Annotated in this window: 23 protein-coding genes; 8 read left to right on the forward strand and 15 right to left on the reverse strand. The window is 69.6% G+C overall.

Annotated elements, in window-relative coordinates; translation table 11 throughout:
- The first annotated feature begins 116 nt into the window (after positions 1-116).
- Positions 117-329: a DUF397 domain-containing protein gene (locus AB0J42_RS36265; protein ID WP_364302801.1), complete on the forward strand. Its 213-nt coding sequence runs from the start codon at positions 117-119 to the stop codon at positions 327-329.
- A 317-nt stretch (positions 330-646) separates the two neighbouring features.
- On the opposite strand, the gene AB0J42_RS36270 is transcribed toward AB0J42_RS36265, so the two are convergent.
- Positions 647-1,261, reverse strand: coding sequence for a DsbA family protein (locus tag AB0J42_RS36270; protein WP_364302803.1), 615 nt, complete (start codon positions 1,259-1,261; stop codon positions 647-649).
- A gap of 341 nt (positions 1,262-1,602) precedes the next feature.
- Positions 1,603-2,997, reverse strand: a complete 1,395-nt coding sequence (locus AB0J42_RS36275) for an NAD(P)H-quinone dehydrogenase (RefSeq protein WP_364302805.1) — start codon at positions 2,995-2,997, stop codon at positions 1,603-1,605.
- A gap of 71 nt (positions 2,998-3,068) precedes the next feature.
- Between AB0J42_RS36275 and AB0J42_RS36280 the strand changes: the two genes are divergently transcribed.
- Positions 3,069-3,521: a gamma-glutamylcyclotransferase gene (locus AB0J42_RS36280; RefSeq protein ID WP_364302807.1), complete on the forward strand. Its 453-nt coding sequence runs from the start codon at positions 3,069-3,071 to the stop codon at positions 3,519-3,521.
- A 5-nt stretch (positions 3,522-3,526) separates the two neighbouring features.
- On the opposite strand, the gene AB0J42_RS36285 is transcribed toward AB0J42_RS36280, so the two are convergent.
- Positions 3,527-4,819 (reverse strand): MFS transporter, encoded by a 1,293-nt coding sequence (locus AB0J42_RS36285; protein WP_364302809.1) that lies wholly within the window; start codon positions 4,817-4,819, stop codon positions 3,527-3,529.
- A gap of 108 nt (positions 4,820-4,927) precedes the next feature.
- On the opposite strand from AB0J42_RS36285, the gene AB0J42_RS36290 reads away from it, so the two are divergent.
- The 5 genes from AB0J42_RS36290 (at position 4,928) to AB0J42_RS36310 (ending at position 11,107) form a co-directional block, all read left to right on the forward strand.
- Positions 4,928-5,908: an Lrp/AsnC family transcriptional regulator gene (locus AB0J42_RS36290; RefSeq protein WP_364302811.1), complete on the forward strand. Its 981-nt coding sequence runs from the start codon at positions 4,928-4,930 to the stop codon at positions 5,906-5,908.
- Positions 5,905-7,209, forward strand: a complete 1,305-nt coding sequence (locus AB0J42_RS36295; protein WP_364302813.1) for a M20/M25/M40 family metallo-hydrolase — start codon at positions 5,905-5,907, stop codon at positions 7,207-7,209. The genes AB0J42_RS36290 and AB0J42_RS36295 overlap by 4 nt, the downstream gene beginning before the upstream one ends.
- Position 7,210: 1 nt before the next feature.
- Entirely contained in the window at positions 7,211-8,014 is an 804-nt protein-coding gene (locus AB0J42_RS36300; protein ID WP_364302815.1) for a purine-nucleoside phosphorylase, read from the forward strand.
- Positions 8,011-9,633 (forward strand): phospho-sugar mutase, encoded by a 1,623-nt coding sequence (locus AB0J42_RS36305; RefSeq protein WP_364302817.1) that lies wholly within the window; start codon positions 8,011-8,013, stop codon positions 9,631-9,633. The genes AB0J42_RS36300 and AB0J42_RS36305 overlap by 4 nt, the downstream gene beginning before the upstream one ends.
- Before the next feature lie 76 nt (positions 9,634-9,709).
- Positions 9,710-11,107, forward strand: a complete 1,398-nt coding sequence (locus AB0J42_RS36310) for a DUF234 domain-containing protein (protein ID WP_364302819.1) — start codon at positions 9,710-9,712, stop codon at positions 11,105-11,107.
- Positions 11,108-11,202: 95 nt separating this feature from the next.
- Here AB0J42_RS36310 and AB0J42_RS36315 read toward each other — a convergent pair whose 3' ends face one another.
- From AB0J42_RS36315 to AB0J42_RS36355, 9 genes are all read right to left on the reverse strand, one after another.
- Positions 11,203-11,685, reverse strand: coding sequence for a GyrI-like domain-containing protein (locus AB0J42_RS36315; RefSeq protein WP_364302821.1), 483 nt, complete (start codon positions 11,683-11,685; stop codon positions 11,203-11,205).
- Between the two features lie 8 nt (positions 11,686-11,693).
- A complete protein-coding gene (locus AB0J42_RS36320) occupies positions 11,694-12,509 on the reverse strand; it encodes a MerR family transcriptional regulator (RefSeq protein WP_364302823.1) in 816 nt (271 codons plus the stop codon).
- Between the two features lie 318 nt (positions 12,510-12,827).
- Positions 12,828-14,096 carry an ATP-binding protein gene (locus AB0J42_RS36325; RefSeq protein ID WP_364302825.1) on the reverse strand — a complete coding sequence of 423 codons (1,269 nt, stop codon included), beginning with the start codon at positions 14,094-14,096 and terminating at the stop codon, positions 12,828-12,830.
- Positions 14,097-14,313: 217 nt separating this feature from the next.
- The gene (locus AB0J42_RS36330) at positions 14,314-14,820 is read right to left on the reverse strand and encodes a hypothetical protein (protein WP_364302827.1); all 507 of its coding nucleotides are present in this window, start codon (positions 14,818-14,820) and stop codon (positions 14,314-14,316) included.
- Between the two features lie 35 nt (positions 14,821-14,855).
- Positions 14,856-15,134: a hypothetical protein gene (locus AB0J42_RS36335; RefSeq protein WP_364302829.1), complete on the reverse strand. Its 279-nt coding sequence runs from the start codon at positions 15,132-15,134 to the stop codon at positions 14,856-14,858.
- Positions 15,135-15,484: 350 nt separating this feature from the next.
- Positions 15,485-16,096 carry a hypothetical protein gene (locus AB0J42_RS36340; protein WP_364302831.1) on the reverse strand — a complete coding sequence of 204 codons (612 nt, stop codon included), beginning with the start codon at positions 16,094-16,096 and terminating at the stop codon, positions 15,485-15,487.
- Entirely contained in the window at positions 16,093-17,166 is a 1,074-nt protein-coding gene (locus AB0J42_RS36345) for an adenosine deaminase (protein ID WP_364302833.1), read from the reverse strand. Before AB0J42_RS36345 ends, AB0J42_RS36340 begins: the two co-directional genes overlap by 4 nt.
- Before the next feature lie 16 nt (positions 17,167-17,182).
- The gene (locus tag AB0J42_RS36350; RefSeq protein WP_364302835.1) at positions 17,183-17,536 is read right to left on the reverse strand and encodes a cupin domain-containing protein; all 354 of its coding nucleotides are present in this window, start codon (positions 17,534-17,536) and stop codon (positions 17,183-17,185) included.
- 4 nt (positions 17,537-17,540) lie between these two features.
- Positions 17,541-18,116, reverse strand: a complete 576-nt coding sequence (locus AB0J42_RS36355) for a hypothetical protein (RefSeq protein ID WP_364302837.1) — start codon at positions 18,114-18,116, stop codon at positions 17,541-17,543.
- Between the two features lie 144 nt (positions 18,117-18,260).
- Here AB0J42_RS36355 and AB0J42_RS36360 point away from each other — a divergent pair, with 144 nt between their 5' ends.
- Positions 18,261-18,413, forward strand: coding sequence for a hypothetical protein (locus AB0J42_RS36360; protein ID WP_364302839.1), 153 nt, complete (start codon positions 18,261-18,263; stop codon positions 18,411-18,413).
- On the opposite strand, the gene AB0J42_RS36365 is transcribed toward AB0J42_RS36360, so the two are convergent.
- From AB0J42_RS36365 to AB0J42_RS36375, 3 genes are read right to left on the reverse strand one after another with little or no spacing between them, the layout of a single operon-like run.
- Positions 18,410-19,684 carry a thymidine phosphorylase gene (locus AB0J42_RS36365; protein ID WP_364302841.1) on the reverse strand — a complete coding sequence of 425 codons (1,275 nt, stop codon included), beginning with the start codon at positions 19,682-19,684 and terminating at the stop codon, positions 18,410-18,412. The genes AB0J42_RS36360 and AB0J42_RS36365 overlap by 4 nt on opposite strands.
- Complete coding sequence (locus AB0J42_RS36370) at positions 19,685-20,080, reverse strand: cytidine deaminase (protein WP_364302843.1); 396 nt, start codon at positions 20,078-20,080, stop codon at positions 19,685-19,687.
- Positions 20,077-21,363, reverse strand: coding sequence for an ABC transporter permease (locus tag AB0J42_RS36375; protein ID WP_364302845.1), 1,287 nt, complete (start codon positions 21,361-21,363; stop codon positions 20,077-20,079). The genes AB0J42_RS36370 and AB0J42_RS36375 overlap by 4 nt, the downstream gene beginning before the upstream one ends.
- Between the last annotated feature and the right edge of the window lie 89 nt (positions 21,364-21,452).

Below are 21,452 nucleotides of genomic sequence, written 5' to 3' on the forward strand. Positions count from 1 at the left end.
GTGTCACAACTCGACATGATCGCGGCGGCTCTTCGCGTCACGCCACACGACCAGCGGCAACACCGTGAAGATCACGATCTACGGCTGCCGTATCATAGGAGAGGGCGGGTCAAGAGATGGACCTGAGCGTAGAACTCCGCACTGCCGCATGGCGAAAGGCGACGAAATCCGGCGGCAATGGAGGCGACTGCATCGAGGTAGCGCCGCTGAGCCAGGGCCGCGTCGGCATCCGGGACACCGAGGCTCCTGACCGGCCTCCGTTCGTGGTCAGCGGATCGGTCTGGGCGGCCTTTATCGATGGCGCCAAGAAGGGTGAATTCGACTTCTGACCGCTGAGCACTCTTCGCTGCGGTCACCCGTTAGGAATGTCGCAGCTGTCACCGGTTCGGGAGCGTCTCGGTGGTCACCAGTTCGGAAATTCGCGGTGGTGACCACTTCGGGAACGTCTCGGTGGTGACCACTTCGAGAAGTTCGCGGTGGTGACCACTTCGGGAGCGGCAAGTGCCTCATCCCCCGGGGGTGCAGGGGGCCGGGAGGCCCCTTGCCAGGGGGTGCGGGGGGCTCGGCCCCCCCGCTGAACAGAGCCCGAGCCGGATCGCGCGAAGCGCGGCTTGGCGAGGACGATGCTCTTAAGGGCCGCCGGATGTCAGGTGAAGTCGAATCCGCCGGTACGGGAGCGCTTCAACTCGAAGAACCGGTCGAACGAGGCGAGTTCGTTGACCGCGTCCCACATGCGACCGGCCTTCTCGCCCCGGGGGATCGCGGTCAGCACCGGGCCGAAGTAGGCGACCGGGTCATTGTCGCCGTCCTGGAAGTGGATCGTGGGCGTGCCGACCTCGTACCCGACCGGTTCCATGCCCTCGTGGTGGCTCTTGCGCAGCGCGTCGTCGTAGTCCTTGGAGTCGGCGGCGTCGGCCAGCGCGGCGGGCAGCCCCAGCTCGGCCAGGGCCGCGGCGACGACCTCGGGATAGTTGTCGTTGTCCTGGTTGTGGATCCGGGTGCCGAGCGCGGTGTAGAGGTCGCGCAGGATCCCCTCCCCTTCGCGCTGCGCGGCGGCGATGCAGACCCGTACCGGACCCCAGGCCCTGTCGCAGAACTCGCGGTACCAGGCGTCGAGCTCACGGCCCTCGTTGAGCACCGACAGGCTCATCACCCGGAAGCGCAGGTCGATGTCGCGGACCTTCTCGACCTCCAGCATCCAGCGCGAAGTGATCCACGCGAAGGGGCAAGTGGGGTCGAAATAGAACGTCACCTTGGCCATGCCGTGAACCTCACCGTTGAGTGCGGGGGAGTAAAACCCGGGCAGATTCATAGTGACACGCGGAGGCGACAAGCAGATCTAGAACGGGTGGGCGAACCGGTCAATGCTGGGACGTCGTCGTGACCTGAGACCAGGAAGCGGTAACCAGGATTCCCATCTTCGCAATCGACCATCCAGACGCCTCACCCCCGGGGGTGCAGGGGGCCGGAAGGCCCCTTGCCAGGGGGCTCGGCCCCCCCGTTTAGACACAGTCCGAGCTGCTGCCCGCGCGAAGCGCGTCTTGGGCGAGGGCCGCGGTTTTAGCAGCACCCGGGGCACGCCCCGCTCAAGGTGGAACCGGGTCAGAAGCCCAGGGACGCCTCGGGCTGCATGAGGCGCCGGGCGGCCTCGGTGATGGATCCCGACAGCGACGGGTAGACCGCGAACGTGTGGGCGAGCTGGTCGACGGTGAGCCGCTGCTGCACCGCCACCGACACCGCCAGGATCAGCTCGGACGCCCGCGGCGCCACCACCACCCCGCCGAGCACGATCTGCGTGTTGGGCCGACAGAACAGTTTGACGAACCCGTCGTTGAACCCCTGCATCTTGGCCCGCGCGTTGGTGGCGAGCGGCAGTTTGACCACCTTGGCGTCGATCTCGCCGGCTTCGATGGCCCGCTGGGTCACGCCGACGGCGGCGATCTCGGGGTCGGTGAAGATGTTGGAGGCGACGGTGGCCAGCCGGAGCGGCTGGACGGCTTCGCCGAGCGCGTGCCAGACGGCGATGCGGCCCTGCATGGCGGCGACGGAGGCGAGCATGAGCACGCCGGTGCAGTCGCCGGCCGCGTAGACGCCGGGCGCGGACGTACGCGAGACCTTGTCGACCTTGATGAATCCGTGGTCGTCGAGCTGGACCCCGGCTTCCTCCAGGCCGATGCCGCGGGTGTTGGGGATCATGCCGACGGTCATCAGGGCGTGGGAGCCTTCGGCGGTGCGGCCGTCTTCGAGGGTGACCACCACGCCGTCGGCGGTGCGTTTGACGGAGGAGGCACGGCTGCGGCCCATGACGTTCATGCCGCGGCGGCGGTAGACCTCTTCGAGGACTTCGGCGCCGTCGGCGTCTTCGTTGGGCATCATGCGGTCGCGGCTGGAGACGAGGGTGACGTGGGAGCCGAGTGAGCGGTAGGCGCCGGCGAACTCGGCGCCGGTGACGCCGGAGCCGATGACGATGAGGTGTTCGGGGAGCTGGTCGAGGTCGTAGAGCTGCCGCCAGGTGAGGATGCGTTCGCCGTCGGGTTCGGCGCCGGGGAGGATGCGCGGGGTGGCGCCGGTGGCCACCAGCACCACGTCGGCCCGGATGGTGCGGTCGCCCACCTTGACCACTTGCGGGTCGACCAGCCGGCCGAGGCCCTTGATGATTTCGACGCCTTCGGCCTGGACCCGGGCTGCGATGTCGCCGGACTGGGCCTGGGCGAGCTCCTTGACCCGCTTGTTGACGAGGGGCAGGTCGACGCGGGGCGCGCCTACCTGGCCGTCGTGCCCGCCGTCGAAGGAGACGCCGAGGGACGGCGCGTCGAGCAGCGCCTGCTTGCGCACGGAGGTGGTGATCAGCGTCTTGGAGGGCACGCAGTCGGTGAGCACGCATGCCCCGCCGGGCCCGTCGCGCTCGATCATCGTGACCTTCGCCCCTAGCTGCGCCGCCACCAGCGCCGCCTCGTAGCCGCCTGGTCCACCACCGATGATCACGATCCTCGTCACGTCCCCATTGTCCCGCATCCTCTGACCTGCTGGCGAACGGGGCGGCCACGGTCGCGCTACGCTTGTGCGCTGTGCCTGTTTACGCCGCCTACGGCAGCAACCTTGACCCGGAGCAGATGGCCGTGCGGGCCCCTCACTCCCCGCTGCGGGGCGTGGGCTGGCTGCCGGGCTGGCGCCTGACTTTCGGCGGGGAGTCGCTGGGCTGGGAGGGCGCGCTCGCGACCATCGTCGAGGATCCCGCCGAGCACGTCTTCGTCGCCCTCTACGACGTCCCGGAGTTCGACGAGCAGTCGCTCGACCAGTGGGAGGGCGCGTCCACGGGCCTCTACCACAAGGTCCGTCTGCGGGTGCAGACGCTGGAGGGCGAGGTCCTGGCCTGGTTCTACGTGCTCGACGGCTACGAGGGCGGACTGCCTTCGGCGCGTTATCTCGGCATCCTGGCCGACGCCGCCGAGCGGGCGGGCGCCCCCGACGACTACGTCAAGGAGCTGCGGGGACGCCCCTGCAAGTCGCTCGGCGACTGACCGCTTCAGCTGAGCGGCAGGTGCTTGGTCTCCTTCAGCGCGAACGCGTACACGAGGGTGGAGATCAGCGCCAGCGCCGACATGTACCAGGGGAACAGGTAGGTCGCGTCGGCGTTCGCCATCGCGGTGCCGATGAAGGGCGCGGTCCCGCCGAACAGGGCGACGGTCAGCGAGTACGGGAACCCGGCCCCGGCGGCGCGCACCCGGGTCGGGAACAGCTCGGCGTTCACCGCGGCGGAGATCGAGGTGAAGCAGCCGAGGAAGACCATGCCGACGCACTGGATGACCAGCAGGCTGGCGAACGCGTCGGTCAGCATGCCCAGCAGCGGCACCGGCAGGATCGTGAACCCGAGCCCGAAGGCCAGCAGCATCGGCTTGCGCCCCACCTTGTCCGACAGCATGCCCAGCAGCGGCTGCAGGATCATGAAGAACACCAGGGCGATGGTGCTGACGGTGAGCGAGTCGGCCTTGTCGAAGTCGACGTTCTGCTGCGCGTACGTGGGCAGGAACGTGGTCCAGGTGTAGTACGCGACGGTGCCGGCGATGGTGATGCCGACGATGAGCGCGGACTTGCCGGGGTAGTGCCGCAGGAAGTCGAACATGCCGGGCCGTTCGGCCTTGCCCTGCCGGATGTCCTCGGCGAGGGTGCTGGTCTCCTCGGCGCCGCGCCGGATCCAGAGGCCGACGAGGCTGATCAGCGCGCCGATGACGAACGGGATGCGCCAGCCCCAGGAGTTCATGTCCGGTTCGATGAGGATGGTGGCCAGCAGCGCCGCCAGTCCGGAGGCGAGCAGCTGGCCGATGGTGGTGCTCACGTACTGGAAGCTGGAGAACAGTCCGCGCCGCCCGGGCGGCGCGGACTCCACCAGGAACGTGGTCGCGGCGGCGAACTCGCCGCCCACCGACAGCCCTTGGACGAGCCGGGCGAGCGTCAGGACGACCGGCCCGAGCACGCCCGCGACCTCGTACGTGGGCGTCAGCGCGATCATCAGCGACCCGGCGCCCATCAGCAGGATCGTGAACGTCATCGCGGTCTTGCGGCCGTACCGGTCGGCGAAGGCGCCGACGAGTAACCCGCCCAGCGGGCGCATGAAGAAGCCCACGGCGAAGATGCCGAAGGCGCTCAGCACGGGCACGAACGGGTTGTCCGTCTCGGGGAAGATCTGCGCCGAGAAGTAGACGGTCAGGAAGCTGTAGGCGTACCAGTCGTACCACTCGACGACGTTCCCGACGCTGGCCGCGAGGAGCTGGCGCACCCGGCTTCTGGGGATGCCGATCGGGGACGGGGCAACAGCCACGGGGGGCTCCTTTACTGATCAGTGCGTATGGCTTACTCTGCAAGCGGATGACGGAATCAGTCAATATGCCGCCGCGAATGTCGGAATCAGAAAAGGAGGCGGCGCTCTTTGGACGCTCTTGACCGCCGCCTCGTCGCCGCGCTCCAGGTGAACCCCCGCGCGTCGTGGGGTGAGATCGGCCGCGCCGTCGGCGAGCACGAACGCACGGTGGCGCGCCGGCTGCAGCGGCTCATGGCCGACGGCGTCGTCCGGGTCACCGCGATCTACGACGACCTGCGCACCGGTGTCGGCCGCCCCGCCCACCTGCACGTTCAGGTGCGTCCCGGCACGGCGGCGCGGGTGGCGCGGGCGCTGTCGGAGCGGTCCGACATCCGCTCGGTCTACGCGCTGACCGGCGTCACGGACGTCGGCTGCGAGCTGGTCTCCCCCGCTCGGGAGGAGCTGCACGACCTGCTGTCGGCGCAGATCTCCGCCATCGACGGGGTGGTGCAGACGCAGACCCGGGTCGTCCTGCACACGTTCCGGACCGTGGCGGAGTGGCACGCGCCGCTGCTCACCGACGAGGCGGTCGCCGCGCTGCGCCCGCCGCCGCCGTCCGCTCCCCTGCCCGACGTCGACGGGCTCTCCCCGCTGGAGGAGGAGATCGCCAAGCTGCTGGCGGCCGACGGCCGGATCCCGATCGCGGCCGTCGCGGAGCGGACCGGGCTGTCGCTGCCGACGGCGCGCCGCCGGGTCCACTCCCTGCTGGAGCGCCGCCTGCTGCTGCTCCGCGCCGAGGCCGAACCGGCGCTGCTCGGCCTGGCGGTGGAGGCCCAGCTCTGGCTCAAGGTCCGCCCGAACGGCCTGGACCGGGTCGGCCAGACGCTGGCCGCCCACCCGAACGTGCGCTACTGTGCCGCCACAACAGGCACCCACTGCCTGATCGTCCAGGTGGCGGTGGCCCACGAGGCCGCCCTCTACCGCTTCCTGTCGGGCGTCGTCGGCCTGCTCGACGAGGTCACCGACATCGATGTCACACTCATCACCAAGGCCTACAAGCGGGGCCACCTCCTGAAGTCCGGCCTGCTCACCGTGGAGACAAGAACATGACGCCAGCCGAGAACGAAGTCGCCGACCTGTGCGTGGAGCTCATCCGGGTCGACAGCAGCAACTACGGTGACGGCAGCGGGCCGGGCGAGCGGGCCGCCGCCGAGGTCGTCATGGCCCGGCTGGCCGAGGTCGGCATCGAGGCCACCTACCTGGAGAGCGCGCCGGGCCGGGGCAACGTGATCACCCGCGTGGAGGGCACCGACCCGTCGCTGCCCGCGCTGCTGGTCCACGGCCATCTGGACGTGGTCCCGGCCAACGCCGCCGACTGGCAGGTCGACCCGTTCTCGGGCGAGGTGGTCGACGGCTACATCTGGGGCCGCGGCGCGGTCGACATGAAGGACATGGACGCGATGATGCTGGCGGTGCTCCGCCAGATGGTCCGCGAGGGCCGCAGGCCGCGCCGTGACCTGGTGTTCGCCTGGCTGGCCGACGAGGAGGCGGGCGGCGTCTACGGCGCCAAGTACCTCACCAAGCACCACCCCGGCCTGTTCGAGGGCGTGACGGAGTCGATCAGCGAGGTCGGCGGCTACTCGCTGGAGATCGACCCGTCGCTCCGCCTCTACCTCATCGAGACGGCCCAGAAGGGCCTGGCCTGGATGAAGCTGGTCGCCGACGGCACCGCCGGCCACGGCTCCATGCTGAACGACGACAACGCCGTCACCGAGGTCGCCAAGGCGGTGGCCAGGATCGGCGCCCACGACTGGCCGCTCACCTACACCCCGACCGTCCGGCGCTTCCTGGAGGAGATCGCCGACGCGTACGGGCTGCCGTTCGACGAGCAGGACCCGGGGCCGCTGCTGGACAGACTCGGCCCGCTGGTGCGGTTCGTCGGCGCGACGCTCCGCCACACGGCCAACCCGACCCAGCTGGAGGCCGGCTACAAGTCGAACGTCATCCCCGGCCAGGCCTCCGCCGTCGTCGACGGCCGTTTCCTGCCGGGCTTCGAGGACGACTTCTTCAAGACGATCGACGCGCTCATCGGGCCGAAGGTGCGCCGCGAGTTCATCCACCACGACATCGCGCTGGAGACCACGTTCGACGGCGCCCTGGTCGAGTCGATGATCGATGCTCTCAAGGCCGAGGACCCGGCCGCGCGGGCGATCCCGTACTGCATGTCGGGCGGCACCGACAACAAGACGTTCTTCGCGGACCTGAACATCCGCGGGTTCGGGTTCGTGCCGCTGCGGCTGCCGCCGGGGCTGGACTTCGCCGCGATGTTCCACGGCGTGGACGAGCGGGTGCCGATCGACGCCCTGCAGTTCGGGGTCCGGGTGCTCGACCGCCTGCTCCTAAACTACTGAGATGTCCAACGACCCCTATGCTCTCGCCGGTGAGGCGGCCGCCGCGCTGAAGGCCGCCGCCGGTCTCGACTCCTTCGACGTGGCCCTCGTGATGGGGTCCGGCTGGGTTCCGGCCGCCGACGCGATCGGCCAGGTGGTGGCGGAGGTCCCGTTCACCGACCTGCCCGGGTTCGCCGCGCCCGCCGTCGCGGGCCACGGCGGCCGCATCCGCGCCGTCCGCACCGACACCGGCCGCCACGCGCTGATCTTCCTCGGGCGCAGCCATCTGTACGAGGGACGCGGCGTCGACTCGGTGGTCCACGGCGTGCGCACGGCGGCGGCGGCCGGGGTGCGCACGCTCGTGCTGACCAACGCGGCGGGCGGGCTGCGGCCCGAGACGCAGCGGGTCGGCGAGCCGGTGCTGATCAGCGACCACATCAACCTGACCGGCGCCAACCCGATCACCGGCACCACGTTCCTCGACCTGACCGAGGTCTACTCCAAGCGCCTGCGCGACCTCGTACGCGAGATCGACCCGAGCCTCGCCGAGGGCGTCTACGTCGCCTTCCGCGGCCCCACCTACGAGACGCCGGCCGAGATCCGGATGCTGCGCACGCTCGGCGGCGACCTGATCGGCATGTCCACCGTCCTGGAGGCCATCGCCGCCCGCGAGGCCGGGCTGGAGGTGCTCGGCGTCTCGCTGGTCACCAACCCGGGCGCCGGGCTCGTCGGCGACCCGCTCGACCACGAGGAGGTGCTCCAGGTCGGCCGCGCCACCGCCGCCCGCATGGGGGTGCTGCTCGCGAAGGTGGTCGACCGGCTGTGAACCTGGAGGAGCGGGCCCGCGCGTGGCTGGCCCAGGACCCCGACCCCGACACCCGCGCCGAGCTGGCCGGGCTGCTCGACCGGGGCGACACCGAGGGGCTGCGCGACCGGTTCGGGGCCAAGCTGGAGTTCGGCACGGCCGGGCTCCGCGGCGAGCTGGGCGCCGGGCCCAACCGGATGAACCGGGTCACCGTGATGCGGGCCGCCGCCGGGCTGGCCCGGGTGCTCGGCCCCGGCAAGCACGTGGTGATCGGTTACGACGCCCGCCACAAGTCCGACGTGTTCGCCCGCGACACGGCGGCGGTGCTGGAGGGCGCCGGGCTGCGCGCCTCGGTGCTGCCGCGCCCGCTGCCGACCCCGGTGCTCGCCTTCGCCGTCCGCCACCTGGGCGCCGACGCGGGCGTGACGGTCACGGCCAGCCACAACCCGCCCCGCGACAACGGCTACAAGGTCTACTGGGGCGACGGCTCCCAGATCGTGCCGCCCATCGACGCCGAGATCTCGGCCGCGATCGACGCGGTGGGCCCGGTCGGCGAGCTGCCGCTAGGCGGCCCCGGCACCGTCCTGGACGAGTCGATCGTCGACGCCTACATCGAGGCGATCACCGCGCTGCCGCTGGGCGACGCCCGCGACCTGCGGGTCGCCTACACGCCGCTGCACGGCGTCGGCGCGGCCACCCTCGCGCGCGCCTTCGAGGCGGCCGGCTTCGAACCGCCGCTGCCGGTGGAGGAGCAGCGCGACCCCGACCCCGACTTCCCGACCGTCGCCTTCCCCAACCCGGAGGAACCGGGCGCGATGGACCTGGCGTTCGCCCTGGCCGCCAAGACGGGCGCCGACCTGGTGCTGGCCAACGACCCCGACGCCGACCGGTGCGCGGTCGGCGTCCCGCTGCCCGGCGGCGGCTGCCGCATGCTGACGGGCGACGAGGTGGGCGGGCTGCTGGCCGAACACGTCATCGCCCACACCTCGGGTGAGCGCATGGTCGCCACCACCATCGTCTCCTCCACTCTCCTCGGCAAGATCGCCCGCGCCCACGGCGTCGGCTACGGCGAGACCCTGACCGGCTTCAAATGGATCATCAAGGCCGGTCCCGGCCTGGTCTTCGGGTACGAGGAAGCCATCGGCTACAGCGTCGGCGGCTCCGGCGGCCTGCCGGTCCACGACAAGGACGGCATCAGCGCCGCCCTCACCGTCGCCGCCATCGCCGCCGACGCCAAGCGCTCCGGCCGCACCCTGCTGGACCTCCTCGACGACCAGGCCCGCCGCTACGGCCTGCACGCCACCACCCAGCTCTCCTTCCGGGTGGACGACCTGTCCCTCATCGCCGGCGCCATGACCCGCCTCCGGGCCACCCCGCCGTCGCGGCTCGGCCCGTACGAGGTCACCCGGATCGACGACCTGAGCCGCGGCGACGGCGGCCTGCCGCCGACGGACGGCCTCCGCTTCCTGCTGTCGGGCGACGCCCGCGTCGTGGTCCGGCCCTCGGGCACCGAACCCAAGCTCAAGTGCTACCTGGAGGTGGTCGTCACGGTCACGGACGACGTGGCCCCGGCCCGCACCCGCGCCGCCGAGAATCTGGAAGCGCTGAAAACCGACCTGACCTCCGCGCTGGGTCTCTAAGGACCAATTACGATGGGACCAACTTTGGGCCATCCACTTTTGGTGGGCCCAAATTTGGTCCCTTCGGGAGGTCGGCGTGTTCATCGGGCGAGGCCGCGAGCTGGCGGCTCTAGGACGCTTCTTCACCAAGGTGGGCACCGGCGATCGGCCAGGACGGGCCATTCTCATGCGGGGCCGCCGCCGGGTCGGAAAGTCGCGGCTGGCGGAGGAGTTCATCCGTCGGTCCGGCGTGCCGTCACTGTTCTACACCGCCGCCGCGGAACCGATCAGCGAACAACTCGCGAGCTTCAGCGCCTCGGCCGCCGCGTCCGACCTGCCGGGAGCGGCGCTGTTCGGCGAGGTGACCCCCACGTCCTGGGACAGTGCGCTGAGACTACTCGCACAGGCCGTGCCCCAGGACTCGCCGAGCATCGTCGTCATCGACGAACTGCCCTACATGATCGCCCAGGACCCGCATCTGGAGGGCAGACTGCAGCGGCTGTTCGACCGGGAGTTCTCCAGGCGGCCGATGCTGCTGATGCTGATCGGCTCCGACCTGTCCGTCATGGAGGCGATCAATCAGTACGACCGCCCCTTCTACATGAGGGCGTCGGACATGGTGATCCACCCGTTGACTCCGGCGGACGTGGCCGAGCGACTGCAGTTGCCGGCGGACGAGGCCATCGACGCCTACCTGGTGACCGGCGGACTGCCGATGATCCTCGACGAGTGGCCCACGGGCGCCTCCCTCTGGAACTACCTCGGCGACGCCATCCCCGACCCCATGTCGGCGCTCATCGTGAGCGGCGTGCGCGCCGTGGCAGCCGAATTCCCGCCCGAGGCCCAGGCCACACTGCTGGTCAAGGCCATCGGGTCCGGGCAGCGCACGTTCTCGTCGATCCTGCGCGCCACGGGCGGAATGCCGACCACCTCCGCCAAACGCGGCATCCAAATCCTGCTGGACAAGCGTGTGGTGACGGCTGAGCTGCCCCTGTCCACCAAGGCCGCCAGAGACACCCGCTACCACATCGCGGACACCCACCTCCGGTTCTGGCTGTCCTTCGTCGAGCCCGGACTCACCGAAATCGACCGGGGCCGCGGCGACCTGGCCCTGAAGCGGATCAAGCGGTCCTGGACCACCTGGCGCGGCGGCGCGGTGGAGCCGGTCATCCGGGAGTCGCTGCGTCGCATGGAGGACCTGCCCGGGGAGACGGGTGCGGTGGGCGGCTACTGGACCCGTACGAACGACCCCGAGATCGATCTCGTCGGCGCGGACCGGGAGCCGGTGGCGAAGCGGATCACTCTGCTGGGCTCGATCAAATGGCTGGAGAACCGGCCTTTCGACCATCACGACCTGACCGAGCTCATCGTGCACCGTTCGAAGATGCCCGGCGCCGACGCCGACACGCCCCTCTACGTGGTGTCCCGCGCCGGGTGCACGGTGGACGGGGTCCGGCATGTCACGCCCGAGGAGCTCATCGAAGCGTGGCGTTAGGCCGGACTTTGGTCTCATCCGTGAGACCAAAGTCCGGCGAAGGCTCACTGATTCACTTCATGAGACCAAAGTCTGTGTTGGTCTCATGCGTGAGACTAAGCCAGGCGGAACTGCAGTTCCGTCTCCCACTTGCGCATGTCCGGCTGCTCCTCCGGGTTGGTGTGGTAGATCTCCAGGCGGCAGCCCCAGTGCTCGCCGTCCGGTTCGTCCGTCATGTCGAAGGCCAGCCCCTGCTCCGCCGCCCAGCCCCGCAGGGCGTGGATGGCGCCGATGAGCTGGTCGGGGTGGCCGACGTGGGTGGCGACGGCGTAGCGGCCGGCCGGGATGACGCCGGGCACGATGTCTCCCTCGCCCTCCATCGGCGCCGCCACCGGGACGCCCGCCTCGACCTGGAGATCCCCTTGCATGTCGATGACGTGGAAGCGGAAGAACGGGGAGCCCGCCGGAGGCGTGCCCCGCTCACCCAGCCAGGCGAAGATCTCGCCGAGACGGTCGGCGACGAGGCCGAAGGTGGTCATGGTGATGGTCCTGCGGATTCCCACGTAGTGACGTTCCGGCAACTCGATGACCTGCGGCATGGCGCTCCTCAATGCGTGATCTCGATCTGCAGCTCGGTGACCCACTCCGCCTCGTCCTCGGGGCAGTGCAGGTAGACCTCGCGGCCCAGGCTGAGCGCGCGGTGGCCGGTCTCCTCGATCCAGTGGGCGAGAGCCTGGAGGGTCGAGCCGACGTCGGCCATCGGGCCCTGGTGGATGACCGTGGCCGCCTTCCCGATCGCGGGCAGATCGACGACGCGGAAGCCGTCATGGTCGCCGGTTTCGGCGGCGACCGGCAGGGCGGCGTGGACCACGACCGTGCCGTCGGGCTCCGGCTCGTAGTAGGCGATGCTCGGCCCGGTGCAGGTCAGCCCGGCCTCGGCCACGCGTTCGCAGAGCTGCCCGTACAAGGGCTCGATGACCGGGCCGATGTCCTCCGGCTCGTAGCCGGCGGCGGTGGCGGTGAGCTCGGCCACCCTGACCGGCGCCACCTCCTTGACCACGACCTCGGACGCACCGAGGCGGCCCTCCGTCTCGATCGACCGCAGCCGTGCCTCGACACCCCGCAGCCGGGCCAGGTCGGCGCTGATCTGCGCCTCCAATTGGGCACGCCGGAGCCGGACCATGCCGTGCAGCTCCTCCGTGCTGACCTTGTCGTCGAGGATGGCCTTGACCTGTTCCAGCGTGAACCCGAGGTCCTTGATGGCGACGATCCGGTTCAGCCGCGCGAGCTGGGCGGCCTGGTAGGACCGGTAGCCGGTGGCGGGATCCACATGAGCGGGCCGCAACAGCCCGATCGCGTCGTAGTGCCGCAACATCCGAACGGACACGAGTCCGAGCCTGGCGAAGTCTCCGATACTGAACATGACATCTCCAGGTGTAGACCCTCACACGATGTCAGAGTCAAAGCCTCTTGCCCGCCTACCTCGCCAGGCAAGGCCTACAAGCATGGTCTTCGCCGCGGGGGGCGCTCCGCGCCTTCAGCTCAGGCTGTTCTCTGCGGGGGCTTCGCCCCCGCACCCCCAGGCGAGGGGCCCACCCCTCGCGCTCCCCGGCCTTGACCAGCGCACAATCAACTAAGCCCAAGACTGCTTATCCCCGGTAGCGATGAGAGCAGCCTCACCCTCCTTCCCTACTTATTGTTGAAACGGCCTGGACGGGTGAGGCATCTGTTCGGGTCCCGGCTACGAGACGTGCTCAAGGATCAGGTCGTCAAAGAACGGCACCGCGCCATACCGGCCGCGTAGATACGCTCTCTCGACGTTGTCCAGACCGTCGCTGTATTCGGTGAGCGGGAAGAGCTTGGTCGCGCCGAACTCATCCTTCTCCGTGAACCAGACCTGGTCGCGCCGCAGCCTGTACCGTACGTTCCTGCCCAGCAGTGAGACGTCATGCGAGTTGAAGACAAGCTGGGCGCCGTTCTTGTTGATCGACGGATCCTGGAACATCCGGACGAGTTCGGCTGTGAGGCTGGGGTGCAGCCTTGCGTCCAGTTCGTCGACCACGAGTACGCTGCCGGTTTTGAGGGTGGTCAGCACGGGCCCCGCCAAGGAGAGCCACGTCTTGGCTCCTGTGGACTCGGATTTGAAAGGCAGAGTGCCGATGTCGGACCCGACTTTGTGATGCACCTCGACCTCGCAGGACAGCGCCGTGTCGAGGTCGACGTCACGATTATTTATCTCCGGCGTGTTCAGGATACGGTGCGGCCGGTCCCGCTCCTCCTGGCCTACGCCGCGCTTCTTGATCTCCATTCCTGTCACGCCCAGATCGGCGTATAGGAGCAAGTCGAATACGTCTTGCCTCGACTCCTTCTCCATGACTTTGAAGGTGGCTGCGAGACGGCTTTCCTCGTTGACTGCGTTGGCTATCCGGCAGCGACGGCTGAACCAGCGATAGATCGACGCAGTGGCTTGGAGGTTGTTCGCGAAAGCCGCAGAGAGGAAGAGACTGTTCGGCCTGACCGAGCGTTCCACCAGCCGCTTCTGGCCAGGGAGGGTGGGGCCGAATCTGATCGGCTCATCGCGCATCCTCTCGAACAGCAGTCGCCTGCGTCGCTCAGGGTAGGAGTAGAGCCACTCCTCCACCACTGTCTCGTCGTCGAGGGAAAAACCGTAGTTGTGGCGGACACCACCGACGACAAAATCGATTTCATACACACTCGGTTGCGTCTGACCGTCGGTCAGCAGGTAGGGCCTTCTGGGGATCGGCTTGTCCGGCAGCCACCTTTGGTGCGAGTACTCCACGGCGCAGCACATGTAAGCCAACGCATCGAGGATGTTCGACTTCCCGGAGGCATTCGGCCCGAAGATCGCAACGACCGGCAGAACCAACACCTCGGGCATGCCAGGAACGTCGCCCACCGCCAGACCTTCATGATCATCCACTGCGATCATGCTCAACTCCTGACGATCAGCGATCGAAGCGTGGTTCGTGGCGGCGAACCTCAGCAGCATGACGAGTCCCCTCCACTGCTAGGAGAACTGACGCTACAGCGCCTGAAACTCGACGGTTGTGAGCTCGATGCAACTACCGCCGGATCGGCCAGCTGTTCGTCTTGGACCGCGCTTGGAAGGTCATCGTGCTGATCGCCGGCGTCCAGCCAGCATGTTGACACTACACAGCGGCGCCTGGACCAAAGAAGCTCCGCATGCCGCGCCTGGGAGTCCACCGTCAGCGAGCGGCCAGCGTCTCCCGGAGGATCCTCACAGCCCTCGGTCCGACCCCGTGCAGCGCCAGGAGTTCCGCGTCCGAAAGACCGGCCACCTGGTCGAGTGTGGTGATGCCGGCGTTGGCCAGCGCGCGGGTGGCCGGTCGCCCGATCGCCTTCGGCAGGTCGCCGACCTCGCCCGCGCCAGCTTTCTCGGCCGCGGTTGCGCGGGCCGCCAGCTCCGGCGGCGCGCACCCCAGCCAAGCACGCCGCACCCAGTAGTTGAGGGCCTGACCGTTGATGTCATCGATAGGCAGGCGCACGAAGTCCCCGGCCCTCTCAGCCGTCGCATGCTGGGAGACCATGTCCTCGGCCTCGGCAGCAGGCAGCCTGAGGCGCACATGCGCGTCCGAGTCCAGCCAGGCGAACTCCTCGCCCGCGACGGCGAACACCCGCACACCATCAGCACTGCCTTCGACCACCTCAGGGTGGGAAAGCGCGGCCTTGCGAAGTTGGGCGAACGTTGTCATACATCCACCTTGGCATCCTGTCGTGAGGACTGCGGCTAGTCTCCAGGCTCAAGAACGGGGTCCCCTGGCTGGGGAGTCGGATCGACGACATACTCCACAGGCGTCGACAGATACCAGCGAATCGCCACGGCCACGAGAACGATGACACAGACCGTGGCCACCGCCCGGAAGTAGCTCCTAATGTGACCGGTGTTCCTGCCCGCCTCGATGAGCGCAAGGGTCAGCCCGATCAAGGCGAGCAGAGCAGCCACTACGAAGTTCAGCCAGAAAGTGAGAACACCGGCGCCCGCTGCGACCTGCGCGAACACTCTCATGACGCGATTCGCCTGCGTGTCCGCAGCATTCGGGCGGGACATCCGGTCTCCTCCGGTTCGGAAACCCCATTCAGGCATGCGGCGCCAACCACTGCAACCTGCATCTGATGCCCAGACCGGTCAAGTCAGTGCTCACCCCGGCATGACGGGCAGGGGCCGGGGAGCGCGAGGGGGCGGCAGCCCCCTCGCCCGGGGGTGCGGGGGCGAAGCCCCTGCAGAGCACAGCCCGAGCTGGGATCGCGCGGAGCGTGTCTGCCGCGAGGACCATGCCGTTGCACCAGCCCTGGACAAGGACTCAGGGCACAGCGCCTCGGACAAGAATTCAAGGCACTACGACACGGCGTAACGACTCAGGGCACCAGGACGGCGGTGACGATCAGGATCAGCGCCACGGCGAGGGCGGCGAGGGAGTCGTAGGCCCAGACCGTCCGGGGTGTCCCCGTTTCCTCCTTGCGGATCTTCGCCTGTTCGGCGCGGTCGGTGATCTGCTCCCCCACCCAGTCGGCGTGCGTCTTGCCCGCCATCGCCTCGGCCGCCGCCTGCTCCCCCTTGGTCACGACGGGCTCGGTCTGGTAGCGGCCGCGCCGGGCGGGGGCGGCGCCGCGGCGCTGGGCCTTGGCGCGTTCCCTGGCCGACGTCATCGGGGTCCACAAGCGCAGGAGCTGGTCGCCGGAGTGGGTGACGTTGATGGAGTGGGAGACGGTCACGTCCTCGATCGCGGTCCAGGGCACGAACGTGGACCGCAGTGGGGTGCGCCCCACCAGGCCGGGTTCGGTGAAGACGGTGGCCGGCCTGAGGGCGACGAGGTAGATGACGGCGGTGAGCGCGCCGAGCACGGCGAGCGCCACCATGGAGGGTTTGCCGCTGTAGCGGAGGGTCAGGTCGACGACGTTGACGGCGACGAACACGACCCAGATCCAGCCGAAGACGTAGCCGGTGGTGGAACGGTAGACCTGTTTCACGGCTGCCACTTCAGCTGGGCGAATCCGGGCTTGATGACGCCGTTGATCAGGGCGAGGCGTTCGTCGAAGGGCAGGAAGGCCGACTTCATCGCGTTGACGGTGAACCACTGCAGGTCGTCCCAGCCGTAGTCGAACGCCTCGATGAGCTTGGCGAACTCCCGGGAGAGGGTGGTGGAGCTCATCAGCCGGTTGTCGGTGTTGACCGTGACGCGGAAGTAGAGGCGGCGCAGCAGCCCGATGGGGTGGTCGGCGATGGAGGCGGCGGCTCCGGTCTGGAGGTTGGAGGTGGGGCACATCTCCAGCGGGATGCGCTTGTCGCGCACGTACGCGGCGAGCCGGCCGAGTTTGGCGGTGCCGTCCTCGGCGACGGAGATGTCGTCGATGATCCGTACGCCGTGGCCGAGGCGGTCGGCGCCGCACCACTGGATGGCCTGCCAGATGGACGGCAGGCCGAAGGCCTCGCCGGCGTGGATGGTGAAGTGGGCGTTCTCCCGCTGCAGGTATTCGAAGGCGTCGAGGTGGCGGGTGGGCGGGTAGCCGGCTTCGGCGCCGGCGATGTCGAAGCCGACGACGCCGACGTCGCGGTAGCGGACGGCCAGTTCGGCGATCTCCATGGAGCGGGCCTGGTGGCGCATGGCGGTGAGCAGCGTGCCGACGCGGATGTCGCGGCCTTCGGATCCCTGCCGGAAGCCTTCCAGGACGGCCTGCACGACCTCGTCGAGGCTGAGCCCGCGGGTGGTGTGCTGTTCGGGCGCGAAGCGCACTTCGGCGTAGACGATGCCGTCGTCGGCCAGGTCCTGGGCGCATTCGGCGGCGACGCGGGCCAGGGACTCGCGGGTCTGCATGACGCCGACGGTGTGCTGGAAGGTTTCGAGGTAGCGTTCCAGCGAGCCGGAGTCGGCCGCTTCCTCGAACCACTGGCGCAGGTTGCCGGGGTCGGTGGCGGGCAGCCGGTCGTAGCCGGTGTCGCGGGCCAGGTCCACGATGGTCTCGGCGCGGAGACCACCGTCGAGATGGTCGTGCAGCAACACCTTGGGCGCGCGCCGGATCTCGTCAATCGTGGGGCTCATCCGCCCATGATACGAGTCACTCGTCCCGATTGGCGGCATCAGGGCTGAAGGCGGGCAGGCACACGGCGACGTACTCGGCGCCTTCGTCGCCCACCCGGTAGCGGACCTTCTCGCCGGGGGTGGTGACGAGGGTCTGGCCGGCGGTCACCTCGGTGGTGCCGCCGGCGTGCTCGACGACGACGGTGCCGCGCAGGACGAGCGTGTATTCGGTGAATTCGGGGGTCTGGGCGGGCTCCTCCCAGCCGGGCGGGGCGACCATGCGGGCGATGGAGATGGCCTCGTCGCCGCTGTTGACGCGGCCGATGTGCTCGTCGATGAGCTTGCCGCCCGGCACCGGAATACGTGAAGGAGCTTCGATCTTTCTCACCACACGGTCAGTGTGCCACGTCGACCACCAGCCGGGGCGGGGCGGACAGCTCCTGGACCTCGAAGCCTCTGACGTCGTCGGACAGCAGGGCGATGCCGACGATGCCTTCGAAGTCGCCGACCTTGACGATGCCGGTGAGGCCGCCGGATCCGGTCACGGGGGTGCCGATCCAGGTGGGGGTGCCGTCGTCGGTGTGGGCGGAGGCGGGCTGGAGCCGGATGTGCAGGGCGTGCCCGCCTTTCAGGTCGACCGGATGCCCGGACCCTTCCTGGTGCAGCCGGCTCACCCACTGCACGGTGTGGCCGGGCACGCCGCCGTCGAAGTCGACGACCACCCGGTCGAACGCGGCGTGCCGCCCGAACCGCACCCCGGTGACCAGGGCGGTGCCCACGTCGTCCCGTTCGGCCCGGACGGGGGCGGTGCCGGTCGGGCGCGGGGCGGGCGTGGCGGTGCTCGGTTCGATGGCGGGGCCGGGTGTCGTGGCGGTTCCGGTGGAGGGTTCGGCGGGGGGCGCCGTACCGCAGGAGATCAGGGCCGCGCCGCACGCGAGGAACGCGGCGGCGGCCCGTACGAACGGGGTCATGTGCTCTGGATGCCCGGCCGGCGCGTGTCCGACGCCCCGGCTGCTTGATCGGCATCAGGCGGCGCGGCGGAGTGGCCGGCCGCGATATGTTCGGCGTTTCCCCCGGATCGGGCGCGACCGAAAATCGTCGCTTACGCTACGTCGATGTCGCTCATTCACGGCGGCAAGCCCACGATGGGCTCCAGGAAGATCGACTACCTGTTCGCCCGGGGGGCGGTGCGGCCGTCGCCCGTCGACTACACGGTGGGCAGCACGAAGTCGGACCACCTGGCCCAGTACGCGTTCATCGGCTTCTAGGCGGTGATCCGGCCCAGGATCAGGGGAAGCGTGTCGCCGGGCGTCTCACTCACCTCGTAGCCGCGTTCCAGCGCCGCCAGCGCCCGCTCGAACTTCCCGGGCTCGTCGGCGTGGAGCGTCATCAGCGGCTGCCCGGCGCGGACCTGATCGCCCGGCTTGGCGTGCAGGGTGACGCCCGCGCCCGCCGAGACCGGGTCCTCCTTGCGGGCCCGGCCCGCGCCGAGCCGCCAGGCCGCCAGGCCGACCGCGTAGGCGTCCAGCCGGGCCAGCACGCCCGACGAGGGCGCCTCGACGGTCATGGTCTCTTCCGCGCGGGGCAGCGGGGCGTCGGGGTCGCCGCCCTGCGCCTTGATCATGCGCCGCCAGGCGTCCATGGCCGACCCGTCGCGGAGCGCGTCGGCCGGGTCCTTGCCGGACACCCCGGCGGCCTCCAGCATCTCCCGCGCGAGCCGTACGGTCAGCTCCACCACGTCGGACGGCCCGCCGCCCGCGAGGACCTCGACCGACTCGGCGACCTCCAGGGCGTTGCCCACGGCGAGGCCGAGCGGCCGGTCCATCGCGGTGATCAGGGCGACCGTGCGGACGCCCGCGTCGGTGCCGAGCGCCACCATCGTCTCGGCCAGCTCGCGGGCCCGCTCCGGGGTCTTCATGAACGCGCCCGAGCCCACCTTGACGTCGAGGACCAGCGACCCGGTGCCTTCGGCGATCTTCTTGGACATGATCGACGAGGCGATGAGCGGGATGGACTCGACGGTGCCGGTGACGTCGCGCAGCGCGTACAGCTTCTTGTCGGCGGGCGCGAGCCCGGACCCGGCGGCGCAGACGACCGCGCCCGCCTCGCGCAGCACGGCGAGCATCTCGTCGTTGGAGAGCGAGGCCCGCCAGCCGGGGATGGACTCCAGTTTGTCGAGCGTGCCGCCGGTGTGGCCGAGGCCGCGGCCGGAGAGCTGCGGCACGTAGGCGCCGCAGGCCGCGACCAGCGGCGCCAGCGGCAGCGTGATCTTGTCGCCGACGCCGCCGGTGGAGTGCTTGTCGGCGGTCGGCCGGTCGAGCATCGACCAGTCCATCCGCTCGCCGGTGCGGATCATCGCGTCCGTCCAGCGGGCGATCTCGCGCCGGTTCATGCCGTTCAGCAGGATCGCCATGGCCAGCGCGGACATCTGCTCGTCGGCGACCGCGCCGCGCGTGAAGGCGTCGATCACCCAGTCGATCTGGGCGTCGGTCAGCTCACCGCCGTCGCGCTTGGCGACGATGATCTCGATGACGTCCATTTACGACACCCTCGACAGGTCGTCGGGGCCGAACGCGTACGGCAGGATCTCGGCCATCCGCTTGGGCCCGTCGACGGTCTCGACCAGCAGCTCGGCGCCGCCGAACTCCCACAGCAGCTGACGGCAGCGCCCGCACGGCATGAGCAGCTCACCGTGGCCGTCCACACACGTGAAGGCCACCAGCCGGCCGCCGCCCGAGGCCTGCAGCGCGGACACCAGCCCGCACTCGGCGCACAGCCCCAGCCCGTAGGAGGCGTTCTCCACGTTGCAGCCGGTCACGACGCGCCCGTCGTCCACGAGCGCCGCCGCGCCGACCGGAAATTTCGAGTACGGCGCGTAGGCGTGGTGCATGGCCTCGGCGGCCTTGGCCCGCAGCGCGTCCCAGTCGATGGTCAATGCTGTTCCCCCCGTCGGTAGCGTACGCCGTCGGCCTTGGGCATCCGGAGCCGCTGCGAGGCGACCAGGAGCACCAGCAGGGTGAGGACGTGCGGCGTGATGTTCACGAGTTCGTTCGGCAGCCGGTCGACGGTCAGCCACAGCCAGAGGAGGACGCCGGCGCCGACGACGGCCGCCCCCATCTTGGCGTACTCCTTCGGGCCGCGGTCGGCCAGCTCGGCCGGGCGGCCGGGCCGCAGCATGCTCCGCAGCCTCATCCCGAAGTAGATCAGCAGCAGCAGGGCCGCGAACAGCAGCACGGTGGTGATCGCGCGTCCGTCCTGGCTGCGCAGCTGCAGCGCGTCGGCGTAGCCGAACAGCGCGGCGCCCGTGGCCAGCCCGCCGGGCCGCCAGTTGCCGAAGATCATCGCGGCCAGACCGATGAAGCCCTTCCCGTTCGTCTGCCCCTCGACGTATTTGGTCGCTTCGAAGACCAGGAACACGCCGCCGAGGCCGGCGAACGCGCCGGAGATGGTCACGGCGAGGTACTTCATCAGGTAGACGTTCATGCCCAGCGACTCGGCCGCCCACGGGTTCTCGCCCGCCGCGCGCAGCCGCAGTCCGAACGAGGTGTGCCAGAGCACGAAGAACGTCAGCGGCAGCAGCAGCACCGCCACGATGACCATCAGGTTCACGTTGTGCGTCAGCCCGCGCAGGATGCCCGCCAGGTCCGCGACGAGGAACCACTCGGTGCTCTCGACGCTCCGCAGCCAGTCGGGCCCGTCGGACAGCAGCGGCAGACTCAGCTCCGGCACCTTGGACGACAACGCGGGTGAGGTGGTGATGCCCGCGCCCGCCTCGTTGGCCTTGCTGCCCTCCTTGAAGAGCACTTCGGACAGGAACCGGGTGACGCCGGGGCCCAGCAGGTTGATGGCCACGCCGCTGATGATGTGGTCGACGCCGAAGGTCACGGTGGCGATGGCGTGGATGAGACCGCCGATCGCGCCCGCCGCGAGCCCGGCGACCAGCGCGGCCGTCCAGCCCCACTGGTAGCCGGCCCAGCCGGCGAACCAGGTGCCGAGCACCATCATGCCTTCGAGGCCGATGTTGACCACCCCGGCCCGCTCCGCCCACAGGCCGCCGAGCCCGGCCAGCCCGATCGGCACGGCCAGCAGCAGCGCGGAGGAGAACGTGCCGGAGGCGGTGATCACGTCGGCCCCGGAGATCACCCTGACCAGTGACACCAGCAGGATCGCCGCGGCGACGCCGATGAGCGCCAGATGGTATTTGCGGGTCCTGGTCACTAGGGCACCCTCTTTCTCGCAGGCACCACTACGGTGCTTGGTGAAGGGACTCGGCGGGAGCCGGGGTGACGGTCTAGTCCGGTCGCCGC

Source organism: Nonomuraea sp. NPDC049649, from assembly GCF_040675175.1.
Taxonomy (GTDB): domain Bacteria; phylum Actinomycetota; class Actinomycetes; order Streptosporangiales; family Streptosporangiaceae; genus Nonomuraea.

Bases quoted from the DNA above. Each gene is read 5' to 3' on its own strand.
- AB0J42_RS36265 (WP_364302801.1), top strand. From the start codon at position 117: ATGGACCTGAGCGTAGAACTCCGCACTGCCGCATGGCGAAAGGCGACG.
- AB0J42_RS36270 (WP_364302803.1), bottom strand. From the start codon at position 1,261: ATGGCCAAGGTGACGTTCTATTTCGACCCCACTTGCCCCTTCGCGTGG.
- AB0J42_RS36295 (WP_364302813.1), top strand. From the start codon at position 5,905: ATGACGCCAGCCGAGAACGAAGTCGCCGACCTGTGCGTGGAGCTCATC.
- AB0J42_RS36300 (WP_364302815.1), top strand. From the start codon at position 7,211: ATGTCCAACGACCCCTATGCTCTCGCCGGTGAGGCGGCCGCCGCGCTG.
- AB0J42_RS36315 (WP_364302821.1), bottom strand. From the start codon at position 11,685: ATGCCGCAGGTCATCGAGTTGCCGGAACGTCACTACGTGGGAATCCGC.
- AB0J42_RS36320 (WP_364302823.1), bottom strand. From the start codon at position 12,509: ATGTTCAGTATCGGAGACTTCGCCAGGCTCGGACTCGTGTCCGTTCGG.
- AB0J42_RS36325 (WP_364302825.1), bottom strand. From the start codon at position 14,096: ATGCTGCTGAGGTTCGCCGCCACGAACCACGCTTCGATCGCTGATCGT.
- AB0J42_RS36330 (WP_364302827.1), bottom strand. From the start codon at position 14,820: ATGACAACGTTCGCCCAACTTCGCAAGGCCGCGCTTTCCCACCCTGAG.
- AB0J42_RS36335 (WP_364302829.1), bottom strand. From the start codon at position 15,134: ATGAGAGTGTTCGCGCAGGTCGCAGCGGGCGCCGGTGTTCTCACTTTC.
- AB0J42_RS36345 (WP_364302833.1), bottom strand. From the start codon at position 17,166: ATGAGCCCCACGATTGACGAGATCCGGCGCGCGCCCAAGGTGTTGCTG.
- AB0J42_RS36355 (WP_364302837.1), bottom strand. From the start codon at position 18,116: ATGACCCCGTTCGTACGGGCCGCCGCCGCGTTCCTCGCGTGCGGCGCG.
- AB0J42_RS36360 (WP_364302839.1), top strand. From the start codon at position 18,261: ATGTCGCTCATTCACGGCGGCAAGCCCACGATGGGCTCCAGGAAGATC.
- AB0J42_RS36365 (WP_364302841.1), bottom strand. From the start codon at position 19,684: ATGGACGTCATCGAGATCATCGTCGCCAAGCGCGACGGCGGTGAGCTG.